The sequence below is a fragment of the Pseudomonas sp. D8002 genome, from assembly GCF_013385695.1.
Lineage (GTDB): Bacteria > Pseudomonadota > Gammaproteobacteria > Pseudomonadales > Pseudomonadaceae > Aquipseudomonas.
The window spans coordinates 188,463-213,865 of record NZ_JACAPM010000032.1 but is presented as its reverse complement, the minus strand read 5'-3'; the positions used below and the strand labels follow the sequence as shown (position 1 = coordinate 213,865).

The window sequence follows — 25,403 nt, the reverse complement described above, 5'->3', positions numbered from 1 at the left end:
CCATTCTCATTAATCCCACCCGCCGCAAGACTGGACTCACCGATTCAGCCTGCGGAGAACAACAATATGCTGACGATCTACTCGGACGATCACCACCTGCACCATGGCCGGTGCGAGTTGATGGACGGGCAACTGATGCCCTGTTTTGAAATGCCCTCGCGCGCCGACCATGTGTTGCAACGGGTCAAGGACCGCGAACTGGGCCCGGTGCAAGCGCCTGAGGATTTTGGCCTGGCGCCGCTGCAACGTATTCACAGCCCCGCGTACCTGGACTTCTTCAAAGGCGCCTGGCAACGCTGGACGGCATTTGGCCAGGACGGAGACTTGCTGCCCTACACCTGGCCCGCACGCACCTTGCGCCGGGTCATCCCCACCAGCCTGCACGGCCAGCTCGGCTATTACAGTTTCGACGGCGGCGCGCCGATCACCGCCGGCACCTGGCAAGCGGCCTACAGCGCGGCGCAAGTCGCTCTCACCGCGCAACAGGCGATCCAGCAAGGCGCCCGCAGTGCCTTCGCCCTGTGCCGTCCGCCCGGGCACCACGCCGCCAGCGACTTGATGGGCGGATATTGCTACCTCAACAACGCGGCGATCGCAGCCCAGGCGTTTCTCGACCAGGGCCACACAAAGGTGGCCATCCTCGACGTGGACTACCACCACGGCAACGGTACCCAGTCGATTTTCTACGAGCGCGACGATGTGCTGTTCACCTCGATCCACGGCCATCCGGAGGCGGAATTTCCGTTCTTCCTGGGCTACGCCGACGAGTTGGGCGAAGGCGCCGGTGAGGGTTTCAACTTCAACTATCCGTTGCCCGCAGGTTCTGGCTGGGACCGCTGGAGCGCCGCCCTGGAGCAGGCCTGCGGGGATATCGAGCGCTACGGCGCCGACATCATCGTGGTCTCGCTGGGCGTCGACACCTTCAAGGACGACCCGATCTCCCAGTTCAAGCTCGACAGCCCCGACTACCTGGCGATGGGTGCGCGAATCGCCCGCCTCGGCAAACCGACGCTGTTTGTGATGGAAGGCGGCTACGCCGTGGAAGAAATCGGCATCAATGCCGTCAACGTTCTCGAAGGTTTTGAGGGATTCGCCCAATGAACATGCTCAAGCATCTCGTCCTCTGCGCCGCCGTGCTGAGCGGGGCCGCGCACGCCGAAGAAAGAACCCTGCGGGTCTACAACTGGTTCGACTACATCACGCCCAAGGCCCTGGAGGATTTCAAGGCGCAGAACCCCAGCGTCAAGCTGGTCTACGACATCTTCGACACCAACGAAGCCCTGGAGGCCAAGCTGCTGACCGGCAACTCCGGCTATGACGTGGTCGTGCCCTCCAACGTGTTCCTGGCCAAGCAGATCGAAGCCTCGGTGTTCCAGCCGCTGGACCGCAGCAAACTGCCCAACTGGAACCACCTCGATCCCAAGTTGATGAAGCTGATCGAGGCCAACGACCCCGGCAATAAATTCGCCGTGCCCTACATGTACGGCACCATCCTGATCGGCTTCAACCCGGACAAGGTCAAGGCCGCGCTGGGGGCGAACGCCCCCGTGGACAGCTGGGACCTGATCTTCAACGTCGAGAACATCAGCAAGCTCAAGCAATGCGGCGTGGCGCTGCTGGATTCGCCGTCGGAAATCCTGCCCTTGGCATTGCAACACCTGGGCCTGGACCCCAACAGCAGCAACCCGGCGGACTATGTCAAAGCCGAAGCACTGCTGATGAAGATCCGCCCGTACATCACCTATTTCCATTCGTCCAAGTACATGGCTGACATTGCCAACGGCGACATCTGCGTGGCGGTCGGCTATTCCGGCAGCTTCTCCCAGGCCGCCAACCGCGCCAAGGAAGCCAAGAACGGTGTGACCGTGGACATGCGGCTACCCAAAGAAGGCGCGCCGATCTGGTTCGACATGCTTGCCATCCCCAAAGGCGCCAAGGACCCGGAAGACGCCTACGCCTTTATCAACTACCTGCTGCAACCGGGCGTGATCGCGCCGATCAGCGATTTTGTCGGTTACCCCAACCCCAACAAGGACGCCACCGGGTTGGTGGATCCGGCGATTCGCAACAATCCCAACCTGTACCCGACCGAGGCGGCCATGGCCACGCTGTATACCCTCAAGCCCCTGGGACGTGACGCCGAACGAGCCAGGACCCGCGCCTGGACCAAGATCAAGTCCGGCACCTGATCGGTTGCCGCCGGTTGCGCCTCAGTGCGCAACCGGCGCGCGCCAAACCTGGCCCAAGCGCTTCAACGCCTGGCTGATCTGTGCCTCGGGCACGGCAGCAAACCCCAACACCAATCCGGCACGCTGATCCTGCGGCGTGAGTGACTCCGGCAACCAATAGCTGCTCAAGCCATTGACCTCCACACCCACTGCCGCCGCCTGTTGGATCAGCGCCTGTTCCCGCGCCAGGCTGTCGACCCGAACGGTCAGGTGCAGCCCGGCCGCCACCGACGGCAGGCGGCCAACACCTTCAACGCCGGCGGGCCATTCGGCCAATAGCGCATTGAGCCGGCTCTGCGCGGCGCGGCGCATGCGGCGTACATGACGCTGGAAATGCCCGGTCGCCATGAACTCCGCCATCACCGCCTGGGTGCTGACTTCCGAGTGGCGCACATCCACCGCGCGGCGCCGGGCAAAGGCCTGGACCAGGCCGGCCGGCAACACCAGGTAGCCCAGGCGCAGCGCCGGAAAGGCCACCTTGCCGAAAGTCCCGACATACAGCACCCGCCCCGTGCGATCGAGGGCCGCCAGTGGCGCCAGGGGCGCGCCGCTGTAGCGGTACTCACCGTCGTAGTCATCCTCGACGATCCAGCCGCCCGTACGCTCGGCCCAGGCCAGCAGTTCCAGGCGCCGGGCCAGGCTCATCACCACGCCGGTGGGGTATTGATGGGACGGGGTGACGTAGGCCAGGCGGCAACCGCCGAGGCGGTTCAAGGCTGCGCAGTCGATGCCCTCGCTGTCCACCGTCACGCCATGCAATTGGCCGCCCGCCACCGCGAACGCATGGCCTGCTGCCCGATACCCCGGATTCTCGATGGCAACCTCATCGCCGGGCTCCACAAGCAGCTGTGCACAAAGGCTGATTGCCTGCTGCGCGCCACTGGTGATCACTATTTGCTCAGCCGTGCACTGCATGCCGCGAGAACTGCGTAGATAGGCCGCAATCAATCCACGCAGGCGCGCGTCGCCCGCCGGGTCGCCGTAACACAACTGCTGCAAGTCCGGCTTGCGCCAGAAAGCCGCATTCAGCTTGGCCCACACGTCAAACGGGAACAGATCGAAAGCCGGTACGCCCACCCGGAAGGCCCTCGGCGGACCGCTGGGCGGAAGCGCCAAATGATTGTTTTCCACCCGCGCCAGCGCACCGCTGTGGATAACTTGACTGGACGAAAACACAGGTAAATCCGGGCGCTTTGTGGATAAACCTGGGGATAAGCCTGTTGATAACCCTGTGGACACTTTTGTGGATAGTTTTTTTGCGGGCGTCGACGTCTGCGGCAATTGCGCCACATAGGTGCCATCACCCACGCGGCCTTCGATAAATCCTTCGGCATACAGTTGGTCGTAGGCGCGAACCACACTGTTGCGCGAAATCGATAGTGCCGCCGCCAGGTCACGGCTGGCGGGGAGCCGGGTGCCACTGACCAACCGGCCATCCAGTACTCGCTGGCGCAGCGCCTGATAAAGCTGGCGGGTGAGTCCCTGGCGTCGGTCCAACTCGATACCCGCCGGGTTGAACGAGAGCGGTGGTTCTAACGCAGGCATGGAATTGGACCTATAAAATTGACTGTAGATGGCTCTTACAACGAACCAATAGCCTGCCTAGGATGCAGGCATTCGCCAAGGAAAATCTTCATGTACACACCACGCGCCTTTGCCCTCGATGACTTGCCCGAAATCCAGCAACTGATCCAGCACACGCGCCTGGCGCAACTGGTGACCTTGGGCGAACAAGGCCTGCAAGCCAGCCATTTGCCGCTGCTGCTCAACCCGGATGAAGGGCCCAACGGCACCCTTTACGGGCACATGGCCAAGGCCAATCGCCAATGGCAGGACCTGCAAAATGGCGGCGAGGCCCTGGTGATTTTTGCCGGGGCCGAGGCCTACGTCAGCCCGGCGTTCTACCCGGCCAAGGCCGAACACGGCAAAGTGGTGCCGACCTGGAATTACATCGCGGTACACGCCTACGGCACCGGCGAAGTGTTCACCGACGCCGAGCGCCTGCTCGAACTGGTCAGCGCCCTCACCGACCGCCATGAAGGCAATCGCGCCCAACCCTGGAAAGTCAGCGACGCCCCGGCCGACTACATCGACGGCATGCTCAAGGCCATCGTCGGCTTTGCCCTGCCGATCCAACGCCTGGAAGGCAAACGCAAACTCAGCCAGAACCGCAGCCCGGCGGACATCGCCGGTGTTCGCGACGGCCTGGCTGCCAGCACCGACGTACGCGACCAGACCCTCGCCCGCTTTATTCCCAAGGAGCCATCATGAGCCAGATCGAAATCCGCCAGGTCAGCGCCGCCGACCACGCCGCTTGGTTGCCCCTGTGGCAAGCCTACCTGCGCTTCTACAACACCGAGCTGCCCGACGCCGTCAGCCAGAACACCTGGCAACGCTTGATCGACGCCAATGAGCCGACCCACTCGGCCCTGGCTTGGCAGGACGGCAAGGCCATAGGCATGGTCAATTTCATCTACCACCGTTCCAACTGGAGCATCGAGAACTCCTGCTACCTGCAGGATTTGCTGGTAGATCCGGCCCAGCGCGGCACCGGCGTCGGCCGCAAGCTGATCGAATTCGTCTACGCCACCGCCAAGGCCGACGGTTGCTGCAAGGTCCACTGGCTGACCCACGAGACCAACGCCACCGCCATCCAGCTGTACGAACGCATCGCCGAACGCCCCGGTTTTATCCAGTTTCGCAAAGGTCTTTAAGGAGAAGCACAGCATGACGACATCATTGGCCGACTGGAAAGGTGTCCCGGCGCCCACCGTCACCCTTATCGACGGGCGCTTCGTGCGCCTGGAAAAACTCGACCCGGCCCGCCACGGCGATGACCTGTTCAACGCCCTGCAAGGCCCCGGCGCGGATCCGAAGCTGTGGGACTATTTGCCTTACGGCCCATTCCCCGAGCGCGCCGCCTTCGATGCCTGGCTGAACAACCACGCGTCCCACAGCGACCCGTACTTCTTCAGTGTGATCGACAAGGCCAGCGACGAGGTGCAAGGCATCCTCAGCCTGATGTCCATCGTGCCCGAGCAAGGCCGCATTGAAATCGGCCACGTAACCTTCGGCGCCCCGATGCAACGTTCACCGAAAAGCACCGAGGCGGTGTACCTGCTGGCCAGGCACTCGTTCGAGCTGGGCAATCGTCGCCTGGAGTGGAAGTGCAACAACGCCAACGCCCGCTCCAAAAACGCCGCCGAGCGTTTGGGTTTCAGTTTTGAAGGGGTGTTTCGCCAGCACACGGTGGTGAAGGGAAAGAACCGGGATACGGCGTGGTATTCGATCCTGGATGGGGAATGGCCGGCGATTGGGGCCGGGTTTGAAGCGTGGCTGTCGGATGCAAACCAGACCGGTTCGGGACAGTTGAAAACGCTGGTGGAGTGCCGTACCTAAGCCACCCTGCCACCCCCTGACAAATGTGGGAGCGGGCTTGCTCGCGAAAGCGGTGTATCAGTCACAAATGTATCAACTGACCCACCGTCATCGCGGGCAAGCCCGGCTCCCACATTGTATCTTCAGCGTATCCGGGCCTTGTGCTCAGCCGAGGCGAATAGGCGAGCATCTATACCTTGAAATACTTGCTCACGATCAAACACCACGCCATCGCCTTTTCCTACAAGCTTCTGCGAACCTTCACCACTCCCATCTTCAACCCAAACGGCCTGAACACTGCGTTCAACGACTTCAGCGTCTGATTGCCCTCGCCATGTTCGATATGTACCAGCGTGCGTACGGAGATTTTGCACATCTTGGCAAACTGGCTCTGATGCAGCCCAGTGACTTCCGTTCGCAGCCGGCGTACCGCCTCGGCTATTTCCAGCGTTCCCTCGGCCAATGCATCCTGAATGCTTTCGATCAACCGGGTTCGTTCTTCAACCGTCAGGCTCATTTCAATCCCCGTCACCTCCTCGCCATCATTCTGTAAAAAACCTCCGCTATACAGGTCGACTCTTTTCCAAAAACAAGGTCGCCCGCCATGCCCCCTTCGCCCCAGCGCCTTGCGCTCACTCTCGGCCTGCTGGTCAGCAGCGGTTTTGTCGATGCGGCGCCCACGCCAACCAAGACGCTGCAGATCGACACGCCCACCACCACCGGGCAAACCCTGGGCGGTAGCGACTCGTTGACGATTTCGGCACCGGGCAGTATCACCACCTCCAAAGTCGCGGTGACCTTGAAGGACGGCACCACCGGTAATGGCGTGGTGATCGACAACTCCGGCAGCATTACCTCCACGGGTGGCCGGGCCATCGACAGCAGCGGCAGCCTCACCGGTACGCGCAACTACAGCATCTACAACCGCGCCGGCGGCGTGATCCAGGGCGCCAACGACGCGCTGCGCATCGACAGCAATTTCGCCAGCGGCAGCCTGTTGATCGACAACAGCGGCACCATTCGCTCCGCCACCGGCCAAGGGCTGGACCTGGATGCGATCCGCAGCTCCAACGTCACCACCACTATCATCAACCGCCAGGGCGGGCTGATTCGCGGTGACGCCAGCGACGGCATGAAGACCGGCGGCAACGCTACGATCACCAACTACGGCGAGATTTCCACCGGCGACACCCACTCGCGCGATGACAAATTCGACGGCGTCGACATCGACTCCGCTACTGGCGTGACCGTCACCAACTACGGCCTCATCTCCGGCGGCCGCCACGGCATCACCACCGACCTGGGCGCCACGCTGACCAACTACGGCACGGTAATCGGCCGCAACGGCTCGGGTTTTGGTTCCGACGGCGATGGCACGGTGATCAACCATGGCACTATTACCGGCGCATTTTCCGGACTGCAGCCGGACGGCGACGGTGACGGCGTGGACATCGACAAGATCGCCCACATTGAAAACTACGGCATCATCCAGGGCGTCGGCGCCGGCGGTGTCGACAAGAACGGCTTTGCCAACGGCAGCGAAGGCATCGCCCTCGGCGGTGGCTACGTGTTCAACGGCGTGGGTGCATTGGTAAGCGGTGCCAACAACGCGGTGCTAGTGGACGACGGCAGCGACGGCCCGGGACTCGCTGCAACCACCCTGATCAACCATGGCACCATTCAGGGCCTGAACGGCTTTGGCGTGAAGTTCGTAGGCGAGTTTGCCGACACGGTGGTCAACGCCGGCGTGATAAGCGGCAGCAACGGCCTGGCCCTGGATTTGGGCGGCGGCGATGACACGCTGACCCTGCTCGGCGGCAGCCGCTTTGTCGGCGTGGTGGATGGCGGCACCGGATATGACCGCGTGATCATGGACGACGCCGCCGGCGGCAGTTTCGGCGACAGCCGCAACTTCGAATGGCTGGACGTGAAGCAAGGCACCTGGACCCTCACCGGCAGCGGCGACTTCAGCGACGGCGGCGAGATTTTCAGCGGCGCCAAGCTGATCAACCAGGGTGGGATCGCTGGCAACCTGACCGTCGATGAAGGCGGTATCTATGCCGGTGGCGGCAGTGTCGGCAGCCTGTTGGTCAAAGGCACCTTGCAGACCAGCACCGCCCTCGGCACCGCCAGCATCACCCGCGACCTGACGATGACCAGCGGCTCGACCCTGGCCTATGGCGTGAACGCCGACGGCAGCAGCGCACCGGTCCAGGTCGGCGGCACCGCGTACCTGAATGGCGCGACCCTGGCGGTCAATCCCGGCACCGGCACCTACCCGTGGCAGAGCCACTACACGGTACTGCAGGCCGGCAGCATCAATGGCACGTTCGGCAAGGTCACCAGCGACTATGCCTTCCTCACCCCCACACTGGATTACAGCCCTACCCAGGTCGGCCTGACCTATTCCCGCAATGACGTGGCGCTCAATCAGTTCGCCAACACCGGCAACGGCACCCGCGCCGCCAACGCCCTGGCGAGCCTGGGCAAGAACAACGCGTTGTACAACGCCTTGCTCAACACCACCAACAGCAGCGCCGGTGCCGCCATCGAGCAATTGGCGGGCAGCAGCACCGCCAACCTGACCAGTGCCACCCTCGGCGCCAGCGCCCAGGTCGGCAACAGCATGTTGAACGCCATGCACCAACTGGGCGGCGGTGCCGGACTGCTGGTGGGCCTTGATCAAAAAGACACCCCCGTACTGGCCGCCACCGGCGTACCCGCCGAAGCCCGCAACCTCAACGATCCCAATGCCCGGGGCCGCCTGTGGCTGCAAGGCATCGGCAGCTACGGCGAGCTCGACGGCGACCACGGCAGCAATGGCCTGACCCAGCGCACCAAAGGCAGCGTGCTGGGGGCCGATTGGGCGCTCGATTCGGACTGGCGCGTGGGCGTGCTGGGCGGTTATTCGAAGACCGACCTGGACACCACCGGCGTCGACGGCAGCGTCGATAGCTGGCACGCCGGCGTCTACGCCATGCGCCAGAGCGGACCGCTGGCCTTGCGCCTGGGTGCTGCGTACAGCGGGCACCAGGGAGACAGTAAACGTACGGTGGCCTTTGACGGTTTCAACGATCGGCCCAAAGGTGACTACGACGCCGACAGCCAACAAGCCTTCGCCGAACTGGGTTATGCCATGGGCAGCGGGCGCCTGAGCGCCGAGCCGTTCGCCAACCTCGGCTACCAGCGCTACCACCGCGACAGCTACAACGAAAAAGGCGGCGCCGCCGCCCTGCATGTCGACGGGCAAACCCAGGACAATTTCAGCAGCACCTTCGGCCTGCGCCTGGCGCACTTGAGCCAGCTGGACAACGGCATCAGTCTCACACCGCGGGTCAGCGCCGGCTGGAAGCACACCTACGGCGACGTAGACAGCAGCACCCGCCAGGCCTTCCTGATGGGCGGCACCGCGTTCAACGTCGAAGGCAGCGCCCTGGACCGCGACAGCCTGTTGCTGGAAGCCGGGCTGGATGTAGGCCTGTCGGCACGCCATACCCTCGGCGTGGGCTACAGCGGCGAAATAGGCAGTAACAGCCGCAATCACGGGCTGATCGGGCAATGGCAGATGAGTTTTTAATCGCGGCCCACTAGAGACATCTCTGGCAGGCAAAGGGTGGATGGCCTGACATTTATCCGCCCTTTACCCCGCTAGATTTCCCGACCTCATACATCAAGAGGTCGGACCTGCATGCCACTCCTTCAGAAACAACTCGCACTCGCCATCACCTTCGCGCTGGGTGCCACCAACGCTCAATTCGTCCAGGCGCGAGGGGACATCGATCCAGACAGCGAGTGGTTCATCCCGGCGCCAGAGGCCGGCCAGCAAGGCCACCAGCGCCCCAAGCCACCCAAGCCCACTCCCGACTTTAACTTTACCGACCACGCCACCACCCGTAACGGCCAGCAGGTTGCCCGCGTACTGGACTCTGCCGTGGACACCCTCATCAAGTCGGGCGAACTCAATGAGTGGCAAGAGTACGAACTGGACAATATCGCCCGGGAACTTGGCAGGCTGGCACCGGGCCGTGTGGGTGCAGTTCTGGAGCAACTGGCAGGCAGCCAGAACGCCAACCTTGGCGCCGCCACTCAAGACAGCATGAAACAGCTCAACAGCAGCCTGCTTTCAGTCATGCGCCGGACAGGCGACGAACGCAACCTTACGGATGCCGAAGGCAATGGCCACGTATGGCTCCAGGCCCTGGGCAACGCTGGCAAGCTTGAAGGACAGCACGGTAGCGTGGGCCTGCAGCAACACACCCAAGGCCTGATGCTGGGCGGCGACTGGGCAGTGGACGATGCCTGGCGGGTGGGTGTGATGGGCGCCAAGTCCGCCAGCGACCTGAACGCCAAACGCTTCAAAGGCGAACTGGACAGCTGGCACCTCGGCGGTTACGCCGTGCGTCAGGACGGCCCCCTTGCACTGCGCCTGGGGGCGATCTACAGCAGCCATGCCGGCCAAACCCAACGCACCGTAGACTTTGATTTCGTTGAGCGCCGCGAGCAGTCCAAAGGCAAATACAACGCCCAAAGCCAGAACGCTTTCGCCGAGCTGGGCTATCAACTGGACAAGGGCAGTTTCAGCATCGAACCCTATGCGGGGATCGGCTACCAGCGCTATCACCGCGACCGCTACAAGGAAAAAGGCGGCTTTACAGCGCTGAATGTCGGCGCCCAGACCCAGGAAAACCTCAGCAGCACCTTCGGCTTGCGCCTGGCCAGTGCCTTTACGCTGGACAACCAGATGGCCCTCAAGCCGCACCTGAGCACAGGCTGGAAGCACCTCTACGGTGACGTGAGCAGCACCGTGCGCCAGTCCTCCGCGTGGGTAAAACGGCCGGGCTTCAACAGTGACTTCACCATCGAAGGGACCTCCCTGGACCGCGACAGCCTGGCGCTGCACACCGGGGTGGACCTGGCGCTGTCGACCCGGCACACCGTGGGCCTGGCCTATACCGCCGAGGTCGGCACCCACAGCCGTAACCAGGGTTTGCTGGGCCAGTGGACCCTGGCGTTCTGATTATTGCGGGCAAAAAAAAGGGGGCACATGCCCCCCCGAGGTTTAAGCGGTAGTTTCGAAGGCTGTTGATCAGCCTTCGATTTCAATCAGGATTTCACCCGGGTTGACCCGGTCGCCCTTGGCCACGTGTACGGCGGTGACCTTGCCGGCGATCGACGCCTGTACTTCGGTCTCCATCTTCATCGCTTCAGTGATCAACACAGCCTGGCCGGCCTTCACCACGTCGCCTTCCTTGACCAGTACGTCGACGATGTTGCCCGGCATCGCCGTGCTGACATGGCCTGGCGCGGTGGCGTGCTTGCGCTTGCTGCCGCCACTGCTGACAAACTCGTTGAGCGGCTCGAACACCACTTCTTCCGGCATGCCGTCGATGGACAGGTAGAAGTGGCGCTTGCCTTCGGCCTTGACGCCCACCCCGGTGATGTCCACGCGATAGCTTTCGCCGTGCACGTCGATCACGAACTCGGTCGGCACACCTTCACCACCGGCACGGGCCACGCCGCCGGCTTCAGGAATCGGCAACAGCACTTCAGGGCTCAAGGTGCCAGCGTCGCGCTCTTCAAGGAATTTGCGCCCGATGTCCGGGAACATCGCGTAGGTCAGTACGTCTTCTTCGGACTTGGCCAACGCGCCGATTTCGCCGCGCAACTTGGTCATTTCCGGCTTCAGCAGATCTGCCGGGCGATGGTCGATCACCTCTTCGCTGCCGATGGCCTGGCGCCGCAGTTTTTCATTCACGATGCCCGGCGCCTTGCCGTAGCCGCCTTGCAGGTACAGCTTCACTTCGTTGGTGATGGTCTTGTAGCGCTCGCCGGCCAGCACGTTGAAGAACGCCTGGGTACCGACGATCTGCGAAGTCGGGGTGACCAGCGGCGGGAAGCCAAGGTCTTCACGAACCCGCGGGATTTCGGCCAGCACTTCGCTCATGCGGTTCAGCGCGCCCTGCTCTTTCAGCTGGTTGGCCAGGTTGGAAATCATCCCGCCCGGTACCTGGTTGACTTGCACGCGGGTGTCGACGGCGGTGAATTCGCTTTCGAACTGATGGTACTTCTTGCGCACGGCGTAGAAGTACAAACCGATTTCCTGCAGCAGTTCCAGGCTGAGGCCGGTGTCGAATTCGCTGCCTTTGAGGGCCGCGACCATCGACTCGGTACCCGGGTGGCTGGTGCCCCAGGCGAAGCTGGAAATGGCGGTGTCGATATGGTCGGCACCGTTTTCGATGGCCTTGAGCTGGCACATCGAAGCCAGGCCCGCAGTGTCGTGGGAGTGGATGAAGATCGGCAGGCTCTGCTCGGCCTTCAGCGCCTTGACCAGCTCGCCGGTGGCGTATGGTGTCAGCAGGCCGGCCATGTCCTTGATCGCCACCGAGTCGCAACCCATGGCTTCCATTTGCTTGGCCTGGGCCACGAACGCCTCGATGGTGTGCACCGGGCTGGTGGTGTAGGCGATGGTGCCCTGGGCATGTTTGCCGGCGGCTTTTACCGCTTCGATGGCCACTCGCAGGTTACGCACGTCGTTCATCGCGTCGAAGATGCGGAACACGTCGATACCGTTGACAGCGGCCTTGGCGACGAAGGCTTTGACCACATCGTCGCTGTAGTGGCGGTAGCCCAACAGATTCTGGCCACGCAGCAGCATTTGCAGGCGCGTGTTGGGCAACGCCGCGCGCAGTTTGCGCAGGCGCTCCCACGGGTCTTCTTTCAGGAAGCGTACGCAGGCGTCGAAGGTCGCGCCGCCCCAGACTTCCAGGGACCAGTAGCCGACTTTGTCGAGCTTGTCGCAGATCGGCAGCATGTCGTCGGTGCGCATGCGGGTCGCCAGCAACGATTGGTGGGCGTCGCGCAGGATGGTGTCGGTTACGAAGATCTTCTTGCTCATTCTTATATTCCTCACAGGCCTGCGTGGGCGGCGATGGCGGCGGCGATGGCCAGGGCCAGCTCTTCGGGTTTGCGCTTGATCGAGTAGTTGGTCAGCTCAGGGTGGCTTTCCACAAAACTGGTGTTGAACTGGCCGCTGCGGAATTCCGGGTTGCGCAGGATTTCCTGGTAATAGGCGGCGGTGGTCTTCACGCCTTGCAGGCGCATGTCGTCCAGGGCGCGCAGGCCGCGGTCCATGGCTTCTTCCCAGGTCAACGCCCACACCACCAGCTTCAGGCACATCGAGTCGTAGAACGGTGGGATGGTGTAGCCGGTGTAGATCGCCGTGTCGGTACGCACGCCGGGACCGCCGGGTGCGTAGTAACGGGTGATCTTGCCGAAGCTGGGCAGGAAGTTGTTCTTCGGGTCTTCGGCGTTGATGCGGAACTGCAACGCAAAACCCCGGTGCTGAATGTCTTCCTGCTTGACCGACAGCGGCAGGCCCGACGCAATGCGGATCTGCTCACGCACAATGTCGATGCCGGTGATTTCTTCGGTAATGGTGTGTTCCACCTGCACCCGGGTGTTCATCTCCATGAAGTACACCTCGCCCTCGGCGAGCAGGAACTCCACGGTGCCGGCGTTCTCGTAGCCCACGGCCTTGGCCGCGCGCACCGACAGGTCGCCGATGTAGGCGCGCTGTTCAGGGGTCAGCTGGGGGCTAGGGGCGATCTCGATCAGCTTCTGGTTACGGCGCTGGATCGAGCAATCGCGCTCGAACAGGTGCACCACATTGCCGAAGCTGTCACCGAGGATCTGCGCCTCGATGTGCTTGGGATTGACGATGCATTTTTCCAGGAACACTTCCGCCGAACCGAAGGCCTTGGTGGCTTCGGAAATTACCCGGGGGAAGGCTTGTTCGAGTTCTTCACGGCTGTTGCAGCGACGGATACCGCGACCGCCACCACCGGAGGTGGCCTTGAGCATCACCGGGTAACCAATGCGGTCGCCTTCGGTGAGGGCTTCAGCGATGTCGGCAACGTTGCCTTCGGTGCCCGGGGTCACCGGTACGCCGGCCTTGATCATGCTGCGGCGGGCTTCGGTCTTGTCGCCCATGCGGCGAATCACTTCTGCGGACGGGCCGATGAACTTGATCCCACGTTCGGCGCAAATGTCTGCCAGCTCGGCGTTTTCCGAGAGGAAGCCGTAGCCGGGGTGCAGCGCGTCGCAACCGGTTTCCACCGCCAGGTTCACCAGCTTGCGCGGGTTCAGGTAACCGGCCAATGGCTCGGCACCGATGCTGTGGGCTTCATCTGCACGCTTTACATGCAGGGCATGGCGATCGGCATCGGAATAGACCGCGACCGAACGAATGCCCATCTCGGCGCAGGCACGCACGATACGTACGGCAATCTCACCACGGTTGGCGATCAGGATCTTTTTTATCACTTGGAAATTCCCTTGAGCCGATTGCTACCTACTTCGACCCTGGAAGCGGGTCGGCGCGTGACCAAATGTTTCATGGCAGTCGCGTGACACACACTATGCCCATGCAGGGATTAACAAAAATCAATAATTATTGGGTTGTGTATAAGCAAAGACTTATAGTCGTCGCATCAAGGGTCGGCGTGAGTGTTTGAACAATGCGTAAGTCATTGATGCGTATGACATTGCGTCAATTGCAGATTTTCAATGAAGTCTGTGATTTGCGTTCCTACAGCCGCGCAGCCGAGGAAATGTCCCTCACGCAACCGGCCGTTAGCCTACAAATCAAGCAGCTGGAAGAGCTGCTGGGCCAGCCATTGTTCGATTACGTCGGCAAAAAGCTCTATATGACTGAAGCTGCTGAAGCCTTGCAACGGGCCAGCCGGGACATTTTCGGCCGCCTGGAAAACCTCGATATGCAACTCTCCGACATGCAGGGCTCATTGCAGGGCCAGCTGAAACTGGCGGTGGAATCCAGCGCCAAGTACTTCGTGCCGCACCTGTTTGCCGCCTTCAAGCGCCAGCATCCGGAGGTCAACCTGCACCTGACGGTGGTCAACCGCGCCCAGGTGATTCGCCGGCTTTCAGACAACCGCGACGACCTGGTGATCATGTCGATGGTGCCCCAGGACATGGGCCTGGAATTCCTGCCGTTCCTGAACAACCCGATTGTCGCGGTGGCACCCCACGATCATCCGCTGAGCCATCAAGGGCCGTTGCGCCTGCAGGACCTTGAGCCTTACACGCTGCTGTTGCGCGAGCCGGGGTCCGGCACGCGGATGGCGTGCGAAGAGTATTTCAAGGAGAAGCGCGTGCACTTCACCCAGACGGTGGAAGTGTCTTCGGCCGAGGCGCAGCGCGAGTGCGTGACCGCCGGGTTGGGCGTGGCGCTGCTGACGCGCCACGCGGTCAACCTGGAACTGGCCACCGGCGGGCTCAGGGAGCTGCCGGTGGAAGAACTGCCGCTGTACCGCAGTTGGTGCCTGGTGCAGGCCAAGGCCAAGCGCCTGTCACCGGTGGCCCATGCATTCCTGGGCTTTATCCGCAGCGAGCGGCTGCAGATCAGCGCGCTGGCTGAGCGCTTCGCTGGGCAACTGCGGGTGCCTGCCAGTGGAGTTCCGGATAGTCACTGATGCTCTGTTGCAATTGACGCTGATCGCAGCGGTCTTCAATTGCGCGACGGAAGGCCATGCGGCGCTGGTCTTCCTGCTGGCGGCGAGTCTTGACGGTGCTGTTGCTTTCTTCGTATTGCCGAGCCATTTCGAGTCTCCCAATGCGAGTAAGGGGAGTTCAGGATGGGCTCGGGCAATGACGGTTTGGCGGCATGGGGATGACAGGACGATGAATCTTGCGGGGCAGGACCCAATCAAAATGTGGGAGCGGGCTTGCTCGCGAATGCGGTGGGCCAGCCAGCATATTCAGTGACTGACACTCCGCATTCGCGAGCAAGCCCGCTCCCACAATTGGTCCGCGTACAAACTATCAGTCGTCGAGGGCTTTTACGGACTTGGGTGACAACCGAAGGCTGCGCAAGCTGCGCTTCACGCTCTTGAGGTGGTTGACCAGGCTCGGGCCGCGCGCCATGGCCACGCCCATCGCCAGCACGTCGATCACCACCAGGTGGGCGATACGCGAGGTCAGCGGCGTGTAGATCTCGGTGTCCTCGTGCACATCGATCGCCAGGTTGACGGTCGACAGCTCTGCCAATGGCGTCTGGCTCGGGCACAGGGTAATCAGGGTCGCCCCGCTTTCACGCACCAGGTTGGCGGTGATCAGCAAATCCTTGGAGCGGCCGGACTGGGAAATGCAGATCGCCACGTCGCTGGGCTTCAACGTCACCGCCGACATCGCCTGCATGTGCGGGTCGCTGTAGGCCGCCGCCGTCAGCAGCAAACGGAAGAACTTGTGCTGGGCATCCGCCGCCACCGCGCCGGACGCGCCGAAACCATAGAACTCCACGCGCTGGGCCTGGGACATGGCGGTCACGGCTTTTTGCAGCTCCACCGGGTCGAGCTTTTCGCGCACTTCCATCAGGGTGTGCAGGGTGGTGTCGAAGATTTTCAGGCTGTAGTCGGCGACGGAATCGTCTTCGTGGATCGCAAACTGGCCAAAGCTCGCACCGGCCGCCAGGCTCTGGGCCAGCTTGAGCTTCAAGTCCTGGAAACCGGAGCAACCAATGGCGCGGCAGAAGCGCACGATGGTCGGCTCGCTGATGCCCACGCTGTGGGCCAGGTCGGCCATGGAACTGTGCATCACGGCCGCGGGGTCAAGCAGCACGTGATCGGCAACCTTGAGTTCCGATTTGCGTAACAGGTGGCGCGACTGGGCGATATGTTGCAACAGGTTCAAAGGGCTGGACTCTTGTTATTGGCAGACGCCAGGGATGTAGCAAGCTTGTAGTTATACTACAAGAATTACCGATTTGCCCGTTCGATGCATCACTTAATCACGCTGCTGCCCGCTGATTCAGCGGGCAGGCTCGATGTAGCCCCGCGTGCGGCTTGGGCTCAACTATGGAAAATCGGCATTTTTTCGTAACAAATCCGCCAAGCCATCCGCTTCCACCGGCCGACTGATCAAATAGCCCTGCACCTCGTCGCACTGCTCATCCCGCAAAAAGTCCAGCTGCTGCTGATCTTCCACACCCTCGGCCACCACCTTGAGCGACAGCCCGTGGGCCATGGCAATGATTGCGCGGGTGATCGAGGCATCTTCGCGTCCCTGGCCCAGGCCGCGAATGAACGTCTGGTCGATCTTCACGTAGTCCACGGGGATGCGCTTGAGGTAACTGAGGGATGAGTAGCCGGTGCCAAAATCATCAATCGCCAGCTTCACCCCCAGGTCGCGCAGTTGCTGGAAGGTCGAGATGATGTGCTCGACGCTGTCGAGCAGCTGGCTTTCGGTCAGTTCCAGCTCCAGGTATTGCGGATCAAGCCCGGTTTCTTCCAGCACCTGGCGCACCAGGCTGATCAGCTTGCCCTGGCGCAGTTGGTGCACCGACAGGTTGACCGACACCCGAATCGGCGCCAGCCCCTGGCGTTGCCATTCACAAGCCTGCCAGCACGCCTGGCGCAACACGAACTCCCCCAGCGGCACGATCAGGCCGGTTTCTTCGGCCAGCCCGATAAAGTCGCCGGGCGGCACCATGCCCCACTGCGGATGTTCCCAGCGAATCAATGCTTCGGCCGCATTCAGCTTGCCACTGGCCAGGCACAGTTTGGGTTGGTAGAACACCGTAAGCTGGCGCTCATCAATCGCCTTGCGCAGCTGGTTTTCCAGCTGCAAACGTTCCAGGGTGCTGGCCTGCAGGCTGTCGGTGTAGAACTGGAAGTTATTACCGCCCAGGTGCTTGGCGTGCTGCATGGCCATGTTCGACTGGCTGACCAGCGCGGATATTTCCCGCGCATTGTCGGGCAACAGGCTGACGCCCATTGAGGCACTGACCACCAACTCGTGCCCTTCCACCGTCACCGGCACCCGCAACTTGGCCAGCAACCGCGTGGCCACCCGCGCCAGGCTCGACAGGTTGCCGTAGGCGTCGAACAGCACGGCGAATTCATCGCCAGAGAGCCGCGCTATGGTGTCGGCCTCAGGCAAGGCGTTGATCAAGCGGCGGGCCATTTTCTGCAACAACTGGTCGGCCACTTCATGCCCGAGACTGTCGTTGAGCAGCTTGAAACGGTCCAGGTTGATATGCAGTAAAGCCAGGCTGCGGCCACCCTGGCGCACCCGCTGATGGGCTTCGCGCAACCGCTCGCGGAACAGCGAGCGGTTGGCCAGCCCGGTCAATTCGTCGTAATGCGTGAGGTAGCGCATGCGCTCCTCGGATTCGCGCCGCGCGGACAGATCAGCGAAGAAACCCACGATATGGCTGACATTTCCCCGAATATCCCGCACTACATTGAGTTGCAGCCATTGCGGGTAGAGTTCGCCGTTCTTGCGGGTCTCCACAAGCTCGCCCTGCCAGGTGCCGTGGCTGAGCAACGCCTGGCGGATCACCGGGAAGTGGCGCCGTGCGTCGCGGCTGCTGGGCAGCTCCACGACATTGCGCCCGATCATGTCGTCAATGTCGAAGCCGGTAACGCGGCTGAATGCCTGGTTGACGGCTATCAGCACGTAGTCCGGGTCGAGGATCACAATGCCTTCGCTGGCCGCCTCAAACACCGTCGATGCCAGGCGCTGCTGTTCTTCCAGGACCTTGCCGGCGCTGATGTCGCGGCGGGTACCGAGCATCCGCGTGACGCGCCCGCCTGCCGAGCGCTCCACGGCGCGGCCACGGTCCTGGATCCATACCCAATGGCCATCGCCATGGCGCACCCGGTATTCCACCAGGTAGTCCTCGCTGCGGCCTTTAAGGTGCTCCACCAGCGCGCGCTTGAGCAGCGGCAAGTCGTCCGGGTGCAGGCGTGGCTTGAGGTGGCTGAGCATCGCCGTGACGTATTCCGGCTCCAGGCCGAACAACTCCTTGAGCTGCGTGTGGTGGACCTCATCGGTTTGCAGGTTCCAGTCCCACAGACCCAGTTCGCTGGCCTGCAACGCCATGGCCAGACGCGCCTCGCTTTTGCTCAGGGCCAGGCTCGCCGCGTCCAGTTCCTGACTGCGCTGATCGACGCGTTGCTGCAGGCCGATCTGTGCTTCGCGCAACTCTTGTTCGACCTGGCGCCGCTGCTCCACCTCACGCACCAGTTCCTGGTTCAGTCGCTCGCTGCGTTGCTGCGCTTGCTGCAGGTGCTCGATCAACGCCTGGTTCTGGAAGCGCCTGAGCAGCCCGCGCTGGATCAGGCGATTGACCTGCCATGCCACCAGGCTCAGGGATGCCAGCAGAATCAGGCCCAGGCAACCCCAGCCTTGCTGTTGCGGGTCGCCGCTCCAGAATAAATAGAGGATGGCCGGCACCAGGCAGGGCACGGCAAACGACAGGAAAGCCGGCAGACTGACGGCATAAGCCACACTGGCGGACAAGGTCGCCGCGCCGAGCAGGCCGAACACCCAGGCCTGTTGCGCAAAGCTGTCCACCGGTACCAGGGCGATGGCAGCACTGGCCAGCGTCAAGCCGCTGACGGCCGAGCCCAGCATGAACATGCGTCGCCAGATCGGTTGCGCCTGGCGGCTGGGCATGGCGGAATCGAACGCCGCCACCTGAATTACCCGCAAGGCCACCAGCGCCAGCAGCCATACCAGCCAAATGCTGTCCAGCAGATAGCGCTGCGGGCTCCAGAGCAACCAGGCGCAGACCAGTCCATTCACCAGCATTAATAAAGTAGGCAGCAGGGAGCCTTGGTAAAGCAGGCGCGTGCGCTCCACCGCCATCTCCATGGCGTAGTGCTTGCGGATAACCTGCGCCGGCGCCACGGAGGGTCCCGCCAGGTCAATGCTAAGGGTCATAGGCAGTGTTCTTATAATGGTGAGCCCGAAACGTCGACGGAGCATACACAAGCAAACGCTCGGGCCAAACTGCCCCAAGTCATAAAAACAGCGCGACAATCAGGCGCAAACCTTGGAGCCAGACAGCTTGAGTGAGACAGGGCGCGGGCTGTGGGCGATGACCGACCGGTCATCACCGTGAATAGATTGTTGCCTTATCCTGTGTCGACGCAGAAGTTTTCCCGTGACCACCCGGCATTGGGATTTGCCCGACTCCCCCGGGCACCCTAGAATGCGCCGATGCGCGATGATCTCTCTCTTTTGCTGAACTCCCTCAACGATGCCCAACGCCAGGCCGTAGCGGCCCCCGTTGGCCGTCAGTTGGTCCTGGCCGGTGCTGGCTCCGGTAAAACCCGAGTGCTGGTGCACCGTATCGCCTGGTTGATCCAGGTCGAGAACGCCTCACCGCATTCCATCCTGTCGGTGACCTTCACCAACAAGGCCGCTGCCGAGATGCGTCATCGCATCGAGCAGTTGATGGGCATCAGCCCGGCCGGCATGTGGGTGGGCACCTTCCACGGCCTGGCGCACCGCCTGTTGCGGGCGCATTGGCAGGAAGCCGGCCTGAGCCAGACCTTCCAGATTCTCGACAGCGACGACCAGCAACGCCTGGTCAAGCGGGTGATCCGCGAGCTGGGCCTGGATGAACAACGCTGGCCGGTCCGTCAGGCCCAGTGGTTCATCAATGGCCAGAAAGATGAAGGCCTGCGCCCGCAACATATCCAGGCCAGCGGCGACCTGTTCCTGGCCACCATGCGCAGCATTTATGAAGCCTATGAAGTGGCCTGCCAGCGCGCCGGCGTCATCGACTTCTCCGAACTGCTGCTGCGCGCCCTCGACTTGTGGCGCGACAACCCGGGCTTGCTGGCGCACTACCAGAAACGCTTCCGCCACATCCTGGTGGACGAGTTCCAGGACACCAACGCCGTGCAGTACGCCTGGTTGCGCCTGCTGGCCAAGGGCGGCGACAGCCTGATGGTGGTGGGCGACGACGACCAGTCGATCTACGGCTGGCGCGGCGCGAAAATCGAGAACATCTACCAGTACAGCGACGACTTCCCGGACGCCGAAACCATCCGCCTGGAACAGAACTACCGCTCCACCGCCGGGATCCTCAAGGCCGCCAACGCCTTGATCGCCAACAACACCGGGCGCCTGGGCAAAGAGCTGTGGACCGACGGCGGCGAAGGCGAAGCGATCAACCTGTACGCCGCCTTCAACGAACACGATGAAGCGCGCTACGTGGTGGAAACCATCGAAAGCGCCCTGAAAACCGGCCTGGCCCGCAGCGATATCGCGATTCTCTACCGCTCCAACGCCCAATCACGGGTATTGGAAGAGGCCCTGCTGCGCGAGCGCATTCCGTATCGCATCTATGGTGGCCAGCGCTTCTTCGAACGTGCCGAAATCAAGAACGCCATGGCCTACCTGCGCTTGCTGGAAGGTCGCGGCAACGATGCGGCGCTGGAACGGGTGATCAACATTCCGGCCCGTGGCATCGGCGAGAAGACCGTCGAGGCGATTCGCGACCACGCACGCCACAGCGATGTGTCGATGTGGGAAGCGATGCGCCTGCTGATCGCCAACAAGGGCCTGACCGGCCGTGCGGCCGGTGCCTTGAGCGTGTTTGTCGAGCTGATCGAGAACCTGGCCGCCAAGTGCATGGAAATGCCCCTGCACCTGATGACCCAGACCGTGATCGAGCAGTCCGGCCTGATCGCCTACCACGAAGCGGAAAAAGGCGAGAAAGGCCAGGCCCGGGTAGAAAACCTTGAGGAACTGGTCAGCGCCGCCCGCGCGTTCGAAAACACCGAAGAAGACGAAGACCTGACGCCACTTGCGGCATTCCTCGGCCACGCTTCCCTGGAAGCCGGCGACACCCAGGCTGATGAGCATGAAGACAGCATTCAGCTGATGACCTTGCACAGTGCCAAGGGCCTGGAATTCCCCTACGTGTTCCTGGTGGGCATGGAAGAAGGCCTGTTCCCCCACAAGATGAGCCTGGAAGAACCCGGCCGCCTTGAGGAGGAACGCCGCCTGGCCTACGTGGGCATCACCCGGGCCATGCAGAACCTGGTGATGACCTACGCCGAAACCCGACGCCTGTACGGCAGCGAGACCTACAACAAGGTGTCGCGCTTCGTACGCGAGGTGCCGAAAGGGCTGATTCAGGAAGTGCGCTTGTCCAACAGCGTCAGCCGACCGTTCGGCGGCGGCCAGCAGCAGAACTCCAGCAGCATGTTCGCTGGTTCGGAAATCCCCGAGACGCCGTTCAGCCTTGGCCAACAGGTCAAGCACGCGATCTTCGGCGAAGGCGTGATCCTCAACTTCGAAGGCGCCGGTGCCCAGGCCAGGGTGCAGGTGAACTTCGCCGAAGGCAGCAAGTGGCTGATGATGGGCTACGCCAAGCTCGAAGCAATCTGAAACAACTGTAGAACATGAAGGATGTTGCCCCACCCTTGTATTTGGCAGCGGTGGGGCCAATATCTGTAATAAGTCCTACAGACGATTCGGTATTGGCCCTACGCAAAAGCCCGAAACACTATGCCGCTAGCCACTGACATCACACCTGTGCAACATGGCGCGCGTGCAATCCACAAATGGGAATTCCCTTTATGAAACGTTTTCTTAGCATCGCCATGGCGTTGTGCATCGGCCTGACGATGAGCCTCGACGCCAACGCCAAGCGCTTCGGTGGCGGCAAATCCATGGGCTCGGCGCCGAGCCACCAGACCAGCCAAATGGCCCCATCCGGCGGCGGCATGGGCGGCGCAGCTGCGACCGCTGGCGCTGCCGGTGCCGCAGGCGCTGCTGCCAAGGCTGGCGGTGCTTCGCGCTGGTTGGGCCCTCTGGCCGGTATCGCGGCCGGCGGCCTGCTCGCCTCCATGTTCATGGGCGGCGGCTTCCAGGGCATGCAGATCTTCGACATCCTGATCATGGCGGTCATCGCCTTCCTGATCTTCCGCTTTATCGCCGCCCGTCGCCGCAAGCAACAGGAGCACATGGCTCCAGCCGGCGCGCCGATGCAGCGTGAAGTGTTCGAGCAAAAGCCTGCTGCCATGGGTTCGATCTTCGGCGGTTCGGCTGCTCCTGCCGCCGCTCGTCCGGTGATCAACGCACCCGCCTGGTTCAACGAAGAGCGCTTCGTCGAAGCGGCCCGCAGCCACTTCCAGTCCCTGCAGCAACACTGGGACGCCAACGAAATGGACAAGATCGCCGAGTTCGTGACCCCGCAACTGCTGGAGTTCCTCAAGCGCGAACGTGCCGACCTGGGCGACGGCTTCCAGTCGACCTACATCGACGACCTGAAAGTGCAGCTTGAAGGTGTGGATGACCGCGCCGACAAGACCATCGCCACCCTGACCTTCAGCGGTGTGTCGAAGACCTCGCGTTTCGACCAGGGCGAAGTGTTCAGCGAAAGCTGGAACATGGAGCGCCCACAAGGCGAAAACCAGCCTTGGCTGGTCGCCGGTATCCGCCAGAACGGCTGATCCCTGCCCGCTTTGAGTACGCAGTAACAAAAACCCCGGACTTGTCCGGGGTTTTCTATTTCACGGTTGCACTTATAGCGAGCTACTGTATAAAACGCCCCTATAAACCGCGCCATCTAGCAAGAGGATCCCGGCCGTGGAAGAAGTTATCGAACAATTGCGTGAAGCCAACGAACCGGTACCGGTTCCTCTGGAGCTGCCTGACGAAGATCAACTGGTGGAAATCGAGGAACAACTGTTCATCGATATTCCGTTCGTCTTCCGTGAATTTCTGCTGACCGTCAGCGATGTGGTCTACGGCAGCCTGGAGCCGGTGACCGTCACCGACCCACAGTCCCACACCTACCTGCCGGACGTTGCCGCCAACGCCTGGGATGCCGGTGTTGACCGCAGCATGATCCCGATCTGCCAGGACGGCGACGACTACTACTGCGTCGAAGAAGACGGCACCGTGGTGCTGTGGTCCGGCGAAGAAGAGCTCGTCACCGAAGAAACCTGGGAATCGGTGTGGCACTGGGCGCGGGACGTCTGGCTGGAAAGCTGAGACCCCTGTGTGCCGAGGGCGCTTGTTGTGGCGAGCGAGCTTGCTCGCGCTGGGCTGCGAAGCAGCCCTCTGCGACCCACTCAGTGCTCCGGCGTATCCTTATGGTTATCCAGGGTCTCCAGCAAGGCGACCTGCATCCGCGTATGCACGCGGATGAACCAGCGCCAGAGCACGGCGGCCACCGCGGCCGTCACCACGGCGATCAGCACCAGCAACTTGTTGGTCGGCAGGATACTGGCCGACAAGGCTGCCAATAGCAGGAAAATCACCAGCAGCGAAAGAATCGGGATCACTTCGGCGATCACCCGGCGCACGCGCTGAGTGTGGCGCCCGGCCATTTCCGGCTTCACGCTCATCTCCGCCAGCAGCATCGACAGCGCCTTGAGCTTGCGGTACGCCGCAATCAAAAACGGCAGCGACAGCAGCAACGCCCCACCCCAGATCAATGCCTTCTGCCAGCTCGGATCGCTGACCCAGCCTTCCAGGTAGCTGCCAATACGCGCCGCGAAAAAGCTGCCGGCAAAGAAGATTGCCACCACCAGCGCCAGGTTCACCCCCACCTGCAGAATGATCTTGCGGATCATCGACGCCAGCATCGCACCCTCGCCCTGGGGCTGAATGCTGCGCAGCCACTCGCCATACATCCCGAACACCCGGCTCATGCGCTTGGGCATCACTGCGGCAATCTTCAGCGACAGCGGGTCTGCGCCACGGATCAGATAGGGTGTGAGCAGTGTGGTAATCGCAGAAACAGCCACCGCCACCGGATACAGGAAGTCGCTGGTGACCTGCAATGTCATGCCCAGCGCGGCGATGATGAATGAAAATTCGCCGATCTGTGACAGCCCCATCCCCACTCGCAATGAAGTGCGGCCATCGTTACCCGCAATGAACGCCCCCAACCCACAGGACAACATCTTGCCCAGCACCACGGCCACGGTAATCACCGCAATCGGCCAGGCGTATTGCAGGAGGATCTGCGGGTCGATCATCAAGCCAATGGCGACAAAGAAGATCGCGCTGAACATGTCGCGAACCGGTTCGATCAGGCGCTCAATCTTCAGCAATTGCCGGGATTCAGCCATGATCGCGCCGATCAGGAATGCCCCCAGCACCATGCTGTATTCCAGCTTGACCACCAACAGGCAGAAACCGAAACACAGACCCAGCACGGTGATCAGCAGCATCTCGTTGCTTTCGAATTTGGCCACGTACTCCAGCAGGCGTGGCACCAGCAAAATCCCGATCACCAGCGCGACAATCATGAACAGCGAGAGCTTGCCGACGGTGGAGAACACCTCGCCGGAGCTGACCGTGCCGCTGACGGCAATGCTCGACAGCAAGGCGATGATGCCGATGCCGAGGATGTCTTCGACGATCAGCACCCCGAAAATCAGCTGGGCAAAGCGCTGGTTTTTCATCTTCAGGTCATTGAGCGCCTTGACGATGATGGTGGTCGAGGAAATCGCCAGGATCGCGCCCAGGAACAGCGAGTCCATGGTGTTCCAGTCGAACCAGCGGCCGATTTCGTAGCCGATCCAGATCATCAGGATGATTTCGAGGAACGCCGCGATAAAGGCGGTGGCGCCAACCTTGAACAGCTTGCGCAGGCTGAACTCAAGGCCCAGGCAGAACATCAGGAAGATCACCCCAAGCTCGGCCAGGGTCTTGATCGTGTCTTCGTCGTGGATCAGGCCAAACGGTGGGGTGTGCGGGCCGATGATGAAGCCGGCGACGATATACCCCAACACCACCGGCTGCTTGAGTCGATGGAACAGGATCGTCACCACCCCGGCCACCAGCATGATCACGGCCAGGTCCTGGATAAAGCTGATGGCGTGCATGGCGAGGGGCTCCTTGAGGGGTACTGGCGCTTTTCCCATTTCCACGCATGCACCCCGAAAGGTCGCAATGAACGGAAAGAAAAGTCTGCCTTGATCGTAAGAATTGCCTTTGAGACGGGCTTTTGAAGGGTAACAC

General features: G+C 62.0%; 19 protein-coding genes. 11 read left to right on the top strand and 8 right to left on the bottom strand.

The annotated features are described in order from the left end of the window. The first annotated feature begins 66 nt into the window (after positions 1-66). Both HX807_RS19030 and HX807_RS19025 read left to right on the top strand, forming a co-directional pair. Positions 67-1,101, top strand: coding sequence for a histone deacetylase family protein (locus tag HX807_RS19030; protein ID WP_008439485.1), 1,035 nt, complete (start codon positions 67-69; stop codon positions 1,099-1,101). After that, positions 1,098-2,189, top strand: coding sequence for a polyamine ABC transporter substrate-binding protein (locus HX807_RS19025; protein ID WP_093203570.1), 1,092 nt, complete (start codon positions 1,098-1,100; stop codon positions 2,187-2,189). Before HX807_RS19030 ends, HX807_RS19025 begins: the two co-directional genes overlap by 4 nt. Before the next feature lie 21 nt (positions 2,190-2,210). On the opposite strand, the gene HX807_RS19020 is transcribed toward HX807_RS19025, so the two are convergent. After that, positions 2,211-3,773: a PLP-dependent aminotransferase family protein gene (locus tag HX807_RS19020; protein WP_134327549.1), complete on the bottom strand. Its 1,563-nt coding sequence runs from the start codon at positions 3,771-3,773 to the stop codon at positions 2,211-2,213. A 90-nt stretch (positions 3,774-3,863) separates the two neighbouring features. Here HX807_RS19020 and HX807_RS19015 point away from each other — a divergent pair, with 90 nt between their 5' ends. Genes HX807_RS19015 through HX807_RS19005 form a run of 3 tightly spaced genes read left to right on the top strand, consistent with a single transcriptional unit; the run spans position 3,864 to position 5,627 of the window. Then, positions 3,864-4,499, top strand: coding sequence for an FMN-binding negative transcriptional regulator (locus tag HX807_RS19015; RefSeq protein ID WP_134327550.1), 636 nt, complete (start codon positions 3,864-3,866; stop codon positions 4,497-4,499). Next, positions 4,496-4,942, top strand: coding sequence for a GNAT family N-acetyltransferase (locus HX807_RS19010; protein WP_087694598.1), 447 nt, complete (start codon positions 4,496-4,498; stop codon positions 4,940-4,942). Before HX807_RS19015 ends, HX807_RS19010 begins: the two co-directional genes overlap by 4 nt. A gap of 13 nt (positions 4,943-4,955) precedes the next feature. Next, positions 4,956-5,627: a GNAT family N-acetyltransferase gene (locus HX807_RS19005; protein ID WP_177050706.1), complete on the top strand. Its 672-nt coding sequence runs from the start codon at positions 4,956-4,958 to the stop codon at positions 5,625-5,627. A 220-nt stretch (positions 5,628-5,847) separates the two neighbouring features. Here the strand turns inward: HX807_RS19005 and HX807_RS19000 are convergent, their stop codons facing one another. Beyond that, a complete protein-coding gene (locus HX807_RS19000; protein ID WP_087694596.1) occupies positions 5,848-6,123 on the bottom strand; it encodes a helix-turn-helix domain-containing protein in 276 nt (91 codons plus the stop codon). A gap of 87 nt (positions 6,124-6,210) precedes the next feature. Between HX807_RS19000 and HX807_RS18995 the strand changes: the two genes are divergently transcribed. Both HX807_RS18995 and HX807_RS18990 read left to right on the top strand, forming a co-directional pair. Beyond that, positions 6,211-9,183, top strand: a complete 2,973-nt coding sequence (locus tag HX807_RS18995; RefSeq protein WP_177050704.1) for an autotransporter domain-containing protein — start codon at positions 6,211-6,213, stop codon at positions 9,181-9,183. 111 nt (positions 9,184-9,294) lie between these two features. Continuing rightward, on the top strand, positions 9,295-10,623 hold the full coding sequence (locus tag HX807_RS18990; protein WP_177050697.1) for an autotransporter domain-containing protein: 1,329 nt from the start codon (positions 9,295-9,297) through the stop codon (positions 10,621-10,623). Between the two features lie 69 nt (positions 10,624-10,692). Here HX807_RS18990 and oadA read toward each other — a convergent pair whose 3' ends face one another. Together oadA and HX807_RS18980 are read right to left on the bottom strand one after the other, a co-directional pair. After that, positions 10,693-12,501: a sodium-extruding oxaloacetate decarboxylase subunit alpha gene (oadA, locus tag HX807_RS18985; RefSeq protein WP_003213440.1), complete on the bottom strand. Its 1,809-nt coding sequence runs from the start codon at positions 12,499-12,501 to the stop codon at positions 10,693-10,695. Positions 12,502-12,512: 11 nt separating this feature from the next. Beyond that, the gene (locus tag HX807_RS18980) at positions 12,513-13,928 is read right to left on the bottom strand and encodes an acetyl-CoA carboxylase biotin carboxylase subunit (protein WP_003213442.1); all 1,416 of its coding nucleotides are present in this window, start codon (positions 13,926-13,928) and stop codon (positions 12,513-12,515) included. A gap of 194 nt (positions 13,929-14,122) precedes the next feature. Here HX807_RS18980 and HX807_RS18975 point away from each other — a divergent pair, with 194 nt between their 5' ends. After that, the gene (locus HX807_RS18975) at positions 14,123-15,097 is read left to right on the top strand and encodes a LysR family transcriptional regulator (protein ID WP_102604039.1); all 975 of its coding nucleotides are present in this window, start codon (positions 14,123-14,125) and stop codon (positions 15,095-15,097) included. Here HX807_RS18975 and HX807_RS31710 read toward each other — a convergent pair. From HX807_RS31710 to HX807_RS18965, 3 genes are all read right to left on the bottom strand, one after another. Then, positions 15,027-15,224, bottom strand: coding sequence for a PA3496 family putative envelope integrity protein (locus HX807_RS31710; protein ID WP_250884778.1), 198 nt, complete (start codon positions 15,222-15,224; stop codon positions 15,027-15,029). The two genes, HX807_RS18975 and HX807_RS31710, sit on opposite strands and share 71 nt — an antisense overlap. Positions 15,225-15,446: 222 nt before the next feature. Next, positions 15,447-16,313: a transcriptional regulator HexR gene (hexR, locus tag HX807_RS18970; RefSeq protein ID WP_003213447.1), complete on the bottom strand. Its 867-nt coding sequence runs from the start codon at positions 16,311-16,313 to the stop codon at positions 15,447-15,449. 162 nt (positions 16,314-16,475) lie between these two features. After that, positions 16,476-19,349, bottom strand: a complete 2,874-nt coding sequence (locus HX807_RS18965) for a GGDEF domain-containing phosphodiesterase (RefSeq protein ID WP_177050696.1) — start codon at positions 19,347-19,349, stop codon at positions 16,476-16,478. Between the two features lie 279 nt (positions 19,350-19,628). On the opposite strand from HX807_RS18965, the gene uvrD reads away from it, so the two are divergent. From uvrD to HX807_RS18950, 3 genes are all read left to right on the top strand, one after another. After that, a complete protein-coding gene (uvrD, locus tag HX807_RS18960) occupies positions 19,629-21,812 on the top strand; it encodes a DNA helicase II (RefSeq protein WP_003213452.1) in 2,184 nt (727 codons plus the stop codon). A 191-nt stretch (positions 21,813-22,003) separates the two neighbouring features. Beyond that, positions 22,004-22,879: a Tim44 domain-containing protein gene (locus tag HX807_RS18955; RefSeq protein WP_003213454.1), complete on the top strand. Its 876-nt coding sequence runs from the start codon at positions 22,004-22,006 to the stop codon at positions 22,877-22,879. A 136-nt stretch (positions 22,880-23,015) separates the two neighbouring features. Further along, the gene (locus tag HX807_RS18950) at positions 23,016-23,423 is read left to right on the top strand and encodes an SMI1/KNR4 family protein (RefSeq protein WP_003213456.1); all 408 of its coding nucleotides are present in this window, start codon (positions 23,016-23,018) and stop codon (positions 23,421-23,423) included. An 80-nt stretch (positions 23,424-23,503) separates the two neighbouring features. On the opposite strand, the gene HX807_RS18945 is transcribed toward HX807_RS18950, so the two are convergent. Continuing rightward, the gene (locus HX807_RS18945) at positions 23,504-25,267 is read right to left on the bottom strand and encodes a cation:proton antiporter (protein ID WP_003213459.1); all 1,764 of its coding nucleotides are present in this window, start codon (positions 25,265-25,267) and stop codon (positions 23,504-23,506) included. Between the last annotated feature and the right edge of the window lie 136 nt (positions 25,268-25,403).

Excerpts from the sequence above, each read along its gene's own strand:
- HX807_RS19000 (WP_087694596.1), bottom strand. The coding sequence starts at position 6,123 with ATGAGCCTGACGGTTGAAGAACGAACCCGGTTGATCGAAAGCATTCAG.
- HX807_RS19025 (WP_093203570.1), top strand. The coding sequence starts at position 1,098 with ATGAACATGCTCAAGCATCTCGTCCTCTGCGCCGCCGTGCTGAGCGGG.
- uvrD (WP_003213452.1), top strand. The coding sequence starts at position 19,629 with ATGCGCGATGATCTCTCTCTTTTGCTGAACTCCCTCAACGATGCCCAA.
- HX807_RS18975 (WP_102604039.1), top strand. The coding sequence starts at position 14,123 with ATGCGTAAGTCATTGATGCGTATGACATTGCGTCAATTGCAGATTTTC.
- HX807_RS18965 (WP_177050696.1), bottom strand. The coding sequence starts at position 19,349 with ATGACCCTTAGCATTGACCTGGCGGGACCCTCCGTGGCGCCGGCGCAG.
- HX807_RS18995 (WP_177050704.1), top strand. The coding sequence starts at position 6,211 with ATGCCCCCTTCGCCCCAGCGCCTTGCGCTCACTCTCGGCCTGCTGGTC.
- HX807_RS19010 (WP_087694598.1), top strand. The coding sequence starts at position 4,496 with ATGAGCCAGATCGAAATCCGCCAGGTCAGCGCCGCCGACCACGCCGCT.
- HX807_RS18945 (WP_003213459.1), bottom strand. The coding sequence starts at position 25,267 with ATGCACGCCATCAGCTTTATCCAGGACCTGGCCGTGATCATGCTGGTG.
- HX807_RS19030 (WP_008439485.1), top strand. The coding sequence starts at position 67 with ATGCTGACGATCTACTCGGACGATCACCACCTGCACCATGGCCGGTGC.
- HX807_RS19005 (WP_177050706.1), top strand. The coding sequence starts at position 4,956 with ATGACGACATCATTGGCCGACTGGAAAGGTGTCCCGGCGCCCACCGTC.
- HX807_RS19015 (WP_134327550.1), top strand. The coding sequence starts at position 3,864 with ATGTACACACCACGCGCCTTTGCCCTCGATGACTTGCCCGAAATCCAG.
- HX807_RS18990 (WP_177050697.1), top strand. The coding sequence starts at position 9,295 with ATGCCACTCCTTCAGAAACAACTCGCACTCGCCATCACCTTCGCGCTG.
- HX807_RS19020 (WP_134327549.1), bottom strand. The coding sequence starts at position 3,773 with ATGCCTGCGTTAGAACCACCGCTCTCGTTCAACCCGGCGGGTATCGAG.
- oadA (WP_003213440.1), bottom strand. The coding sequence starts at position 12,501 with ATGAGCAAGAAGATCTTCGTAACCGACACCATCCTGCGCGACGCCCAC.
- HX807_RS31710 (WP_250884778.1), bottom strand. The coding sequence starts at position 15,224 with ATGGCTCGGCAATACGAAGAAAGCAACAGCACCGTCAAGACTCGCCGC.
- HX807_RS18955 (WP_003213454.1), top strand. The coding sequence starts at position 22,004 with ATGAAACGTTTTCTTAGCATCGCCATGGCGTTGTGCATCGGCCTGACG.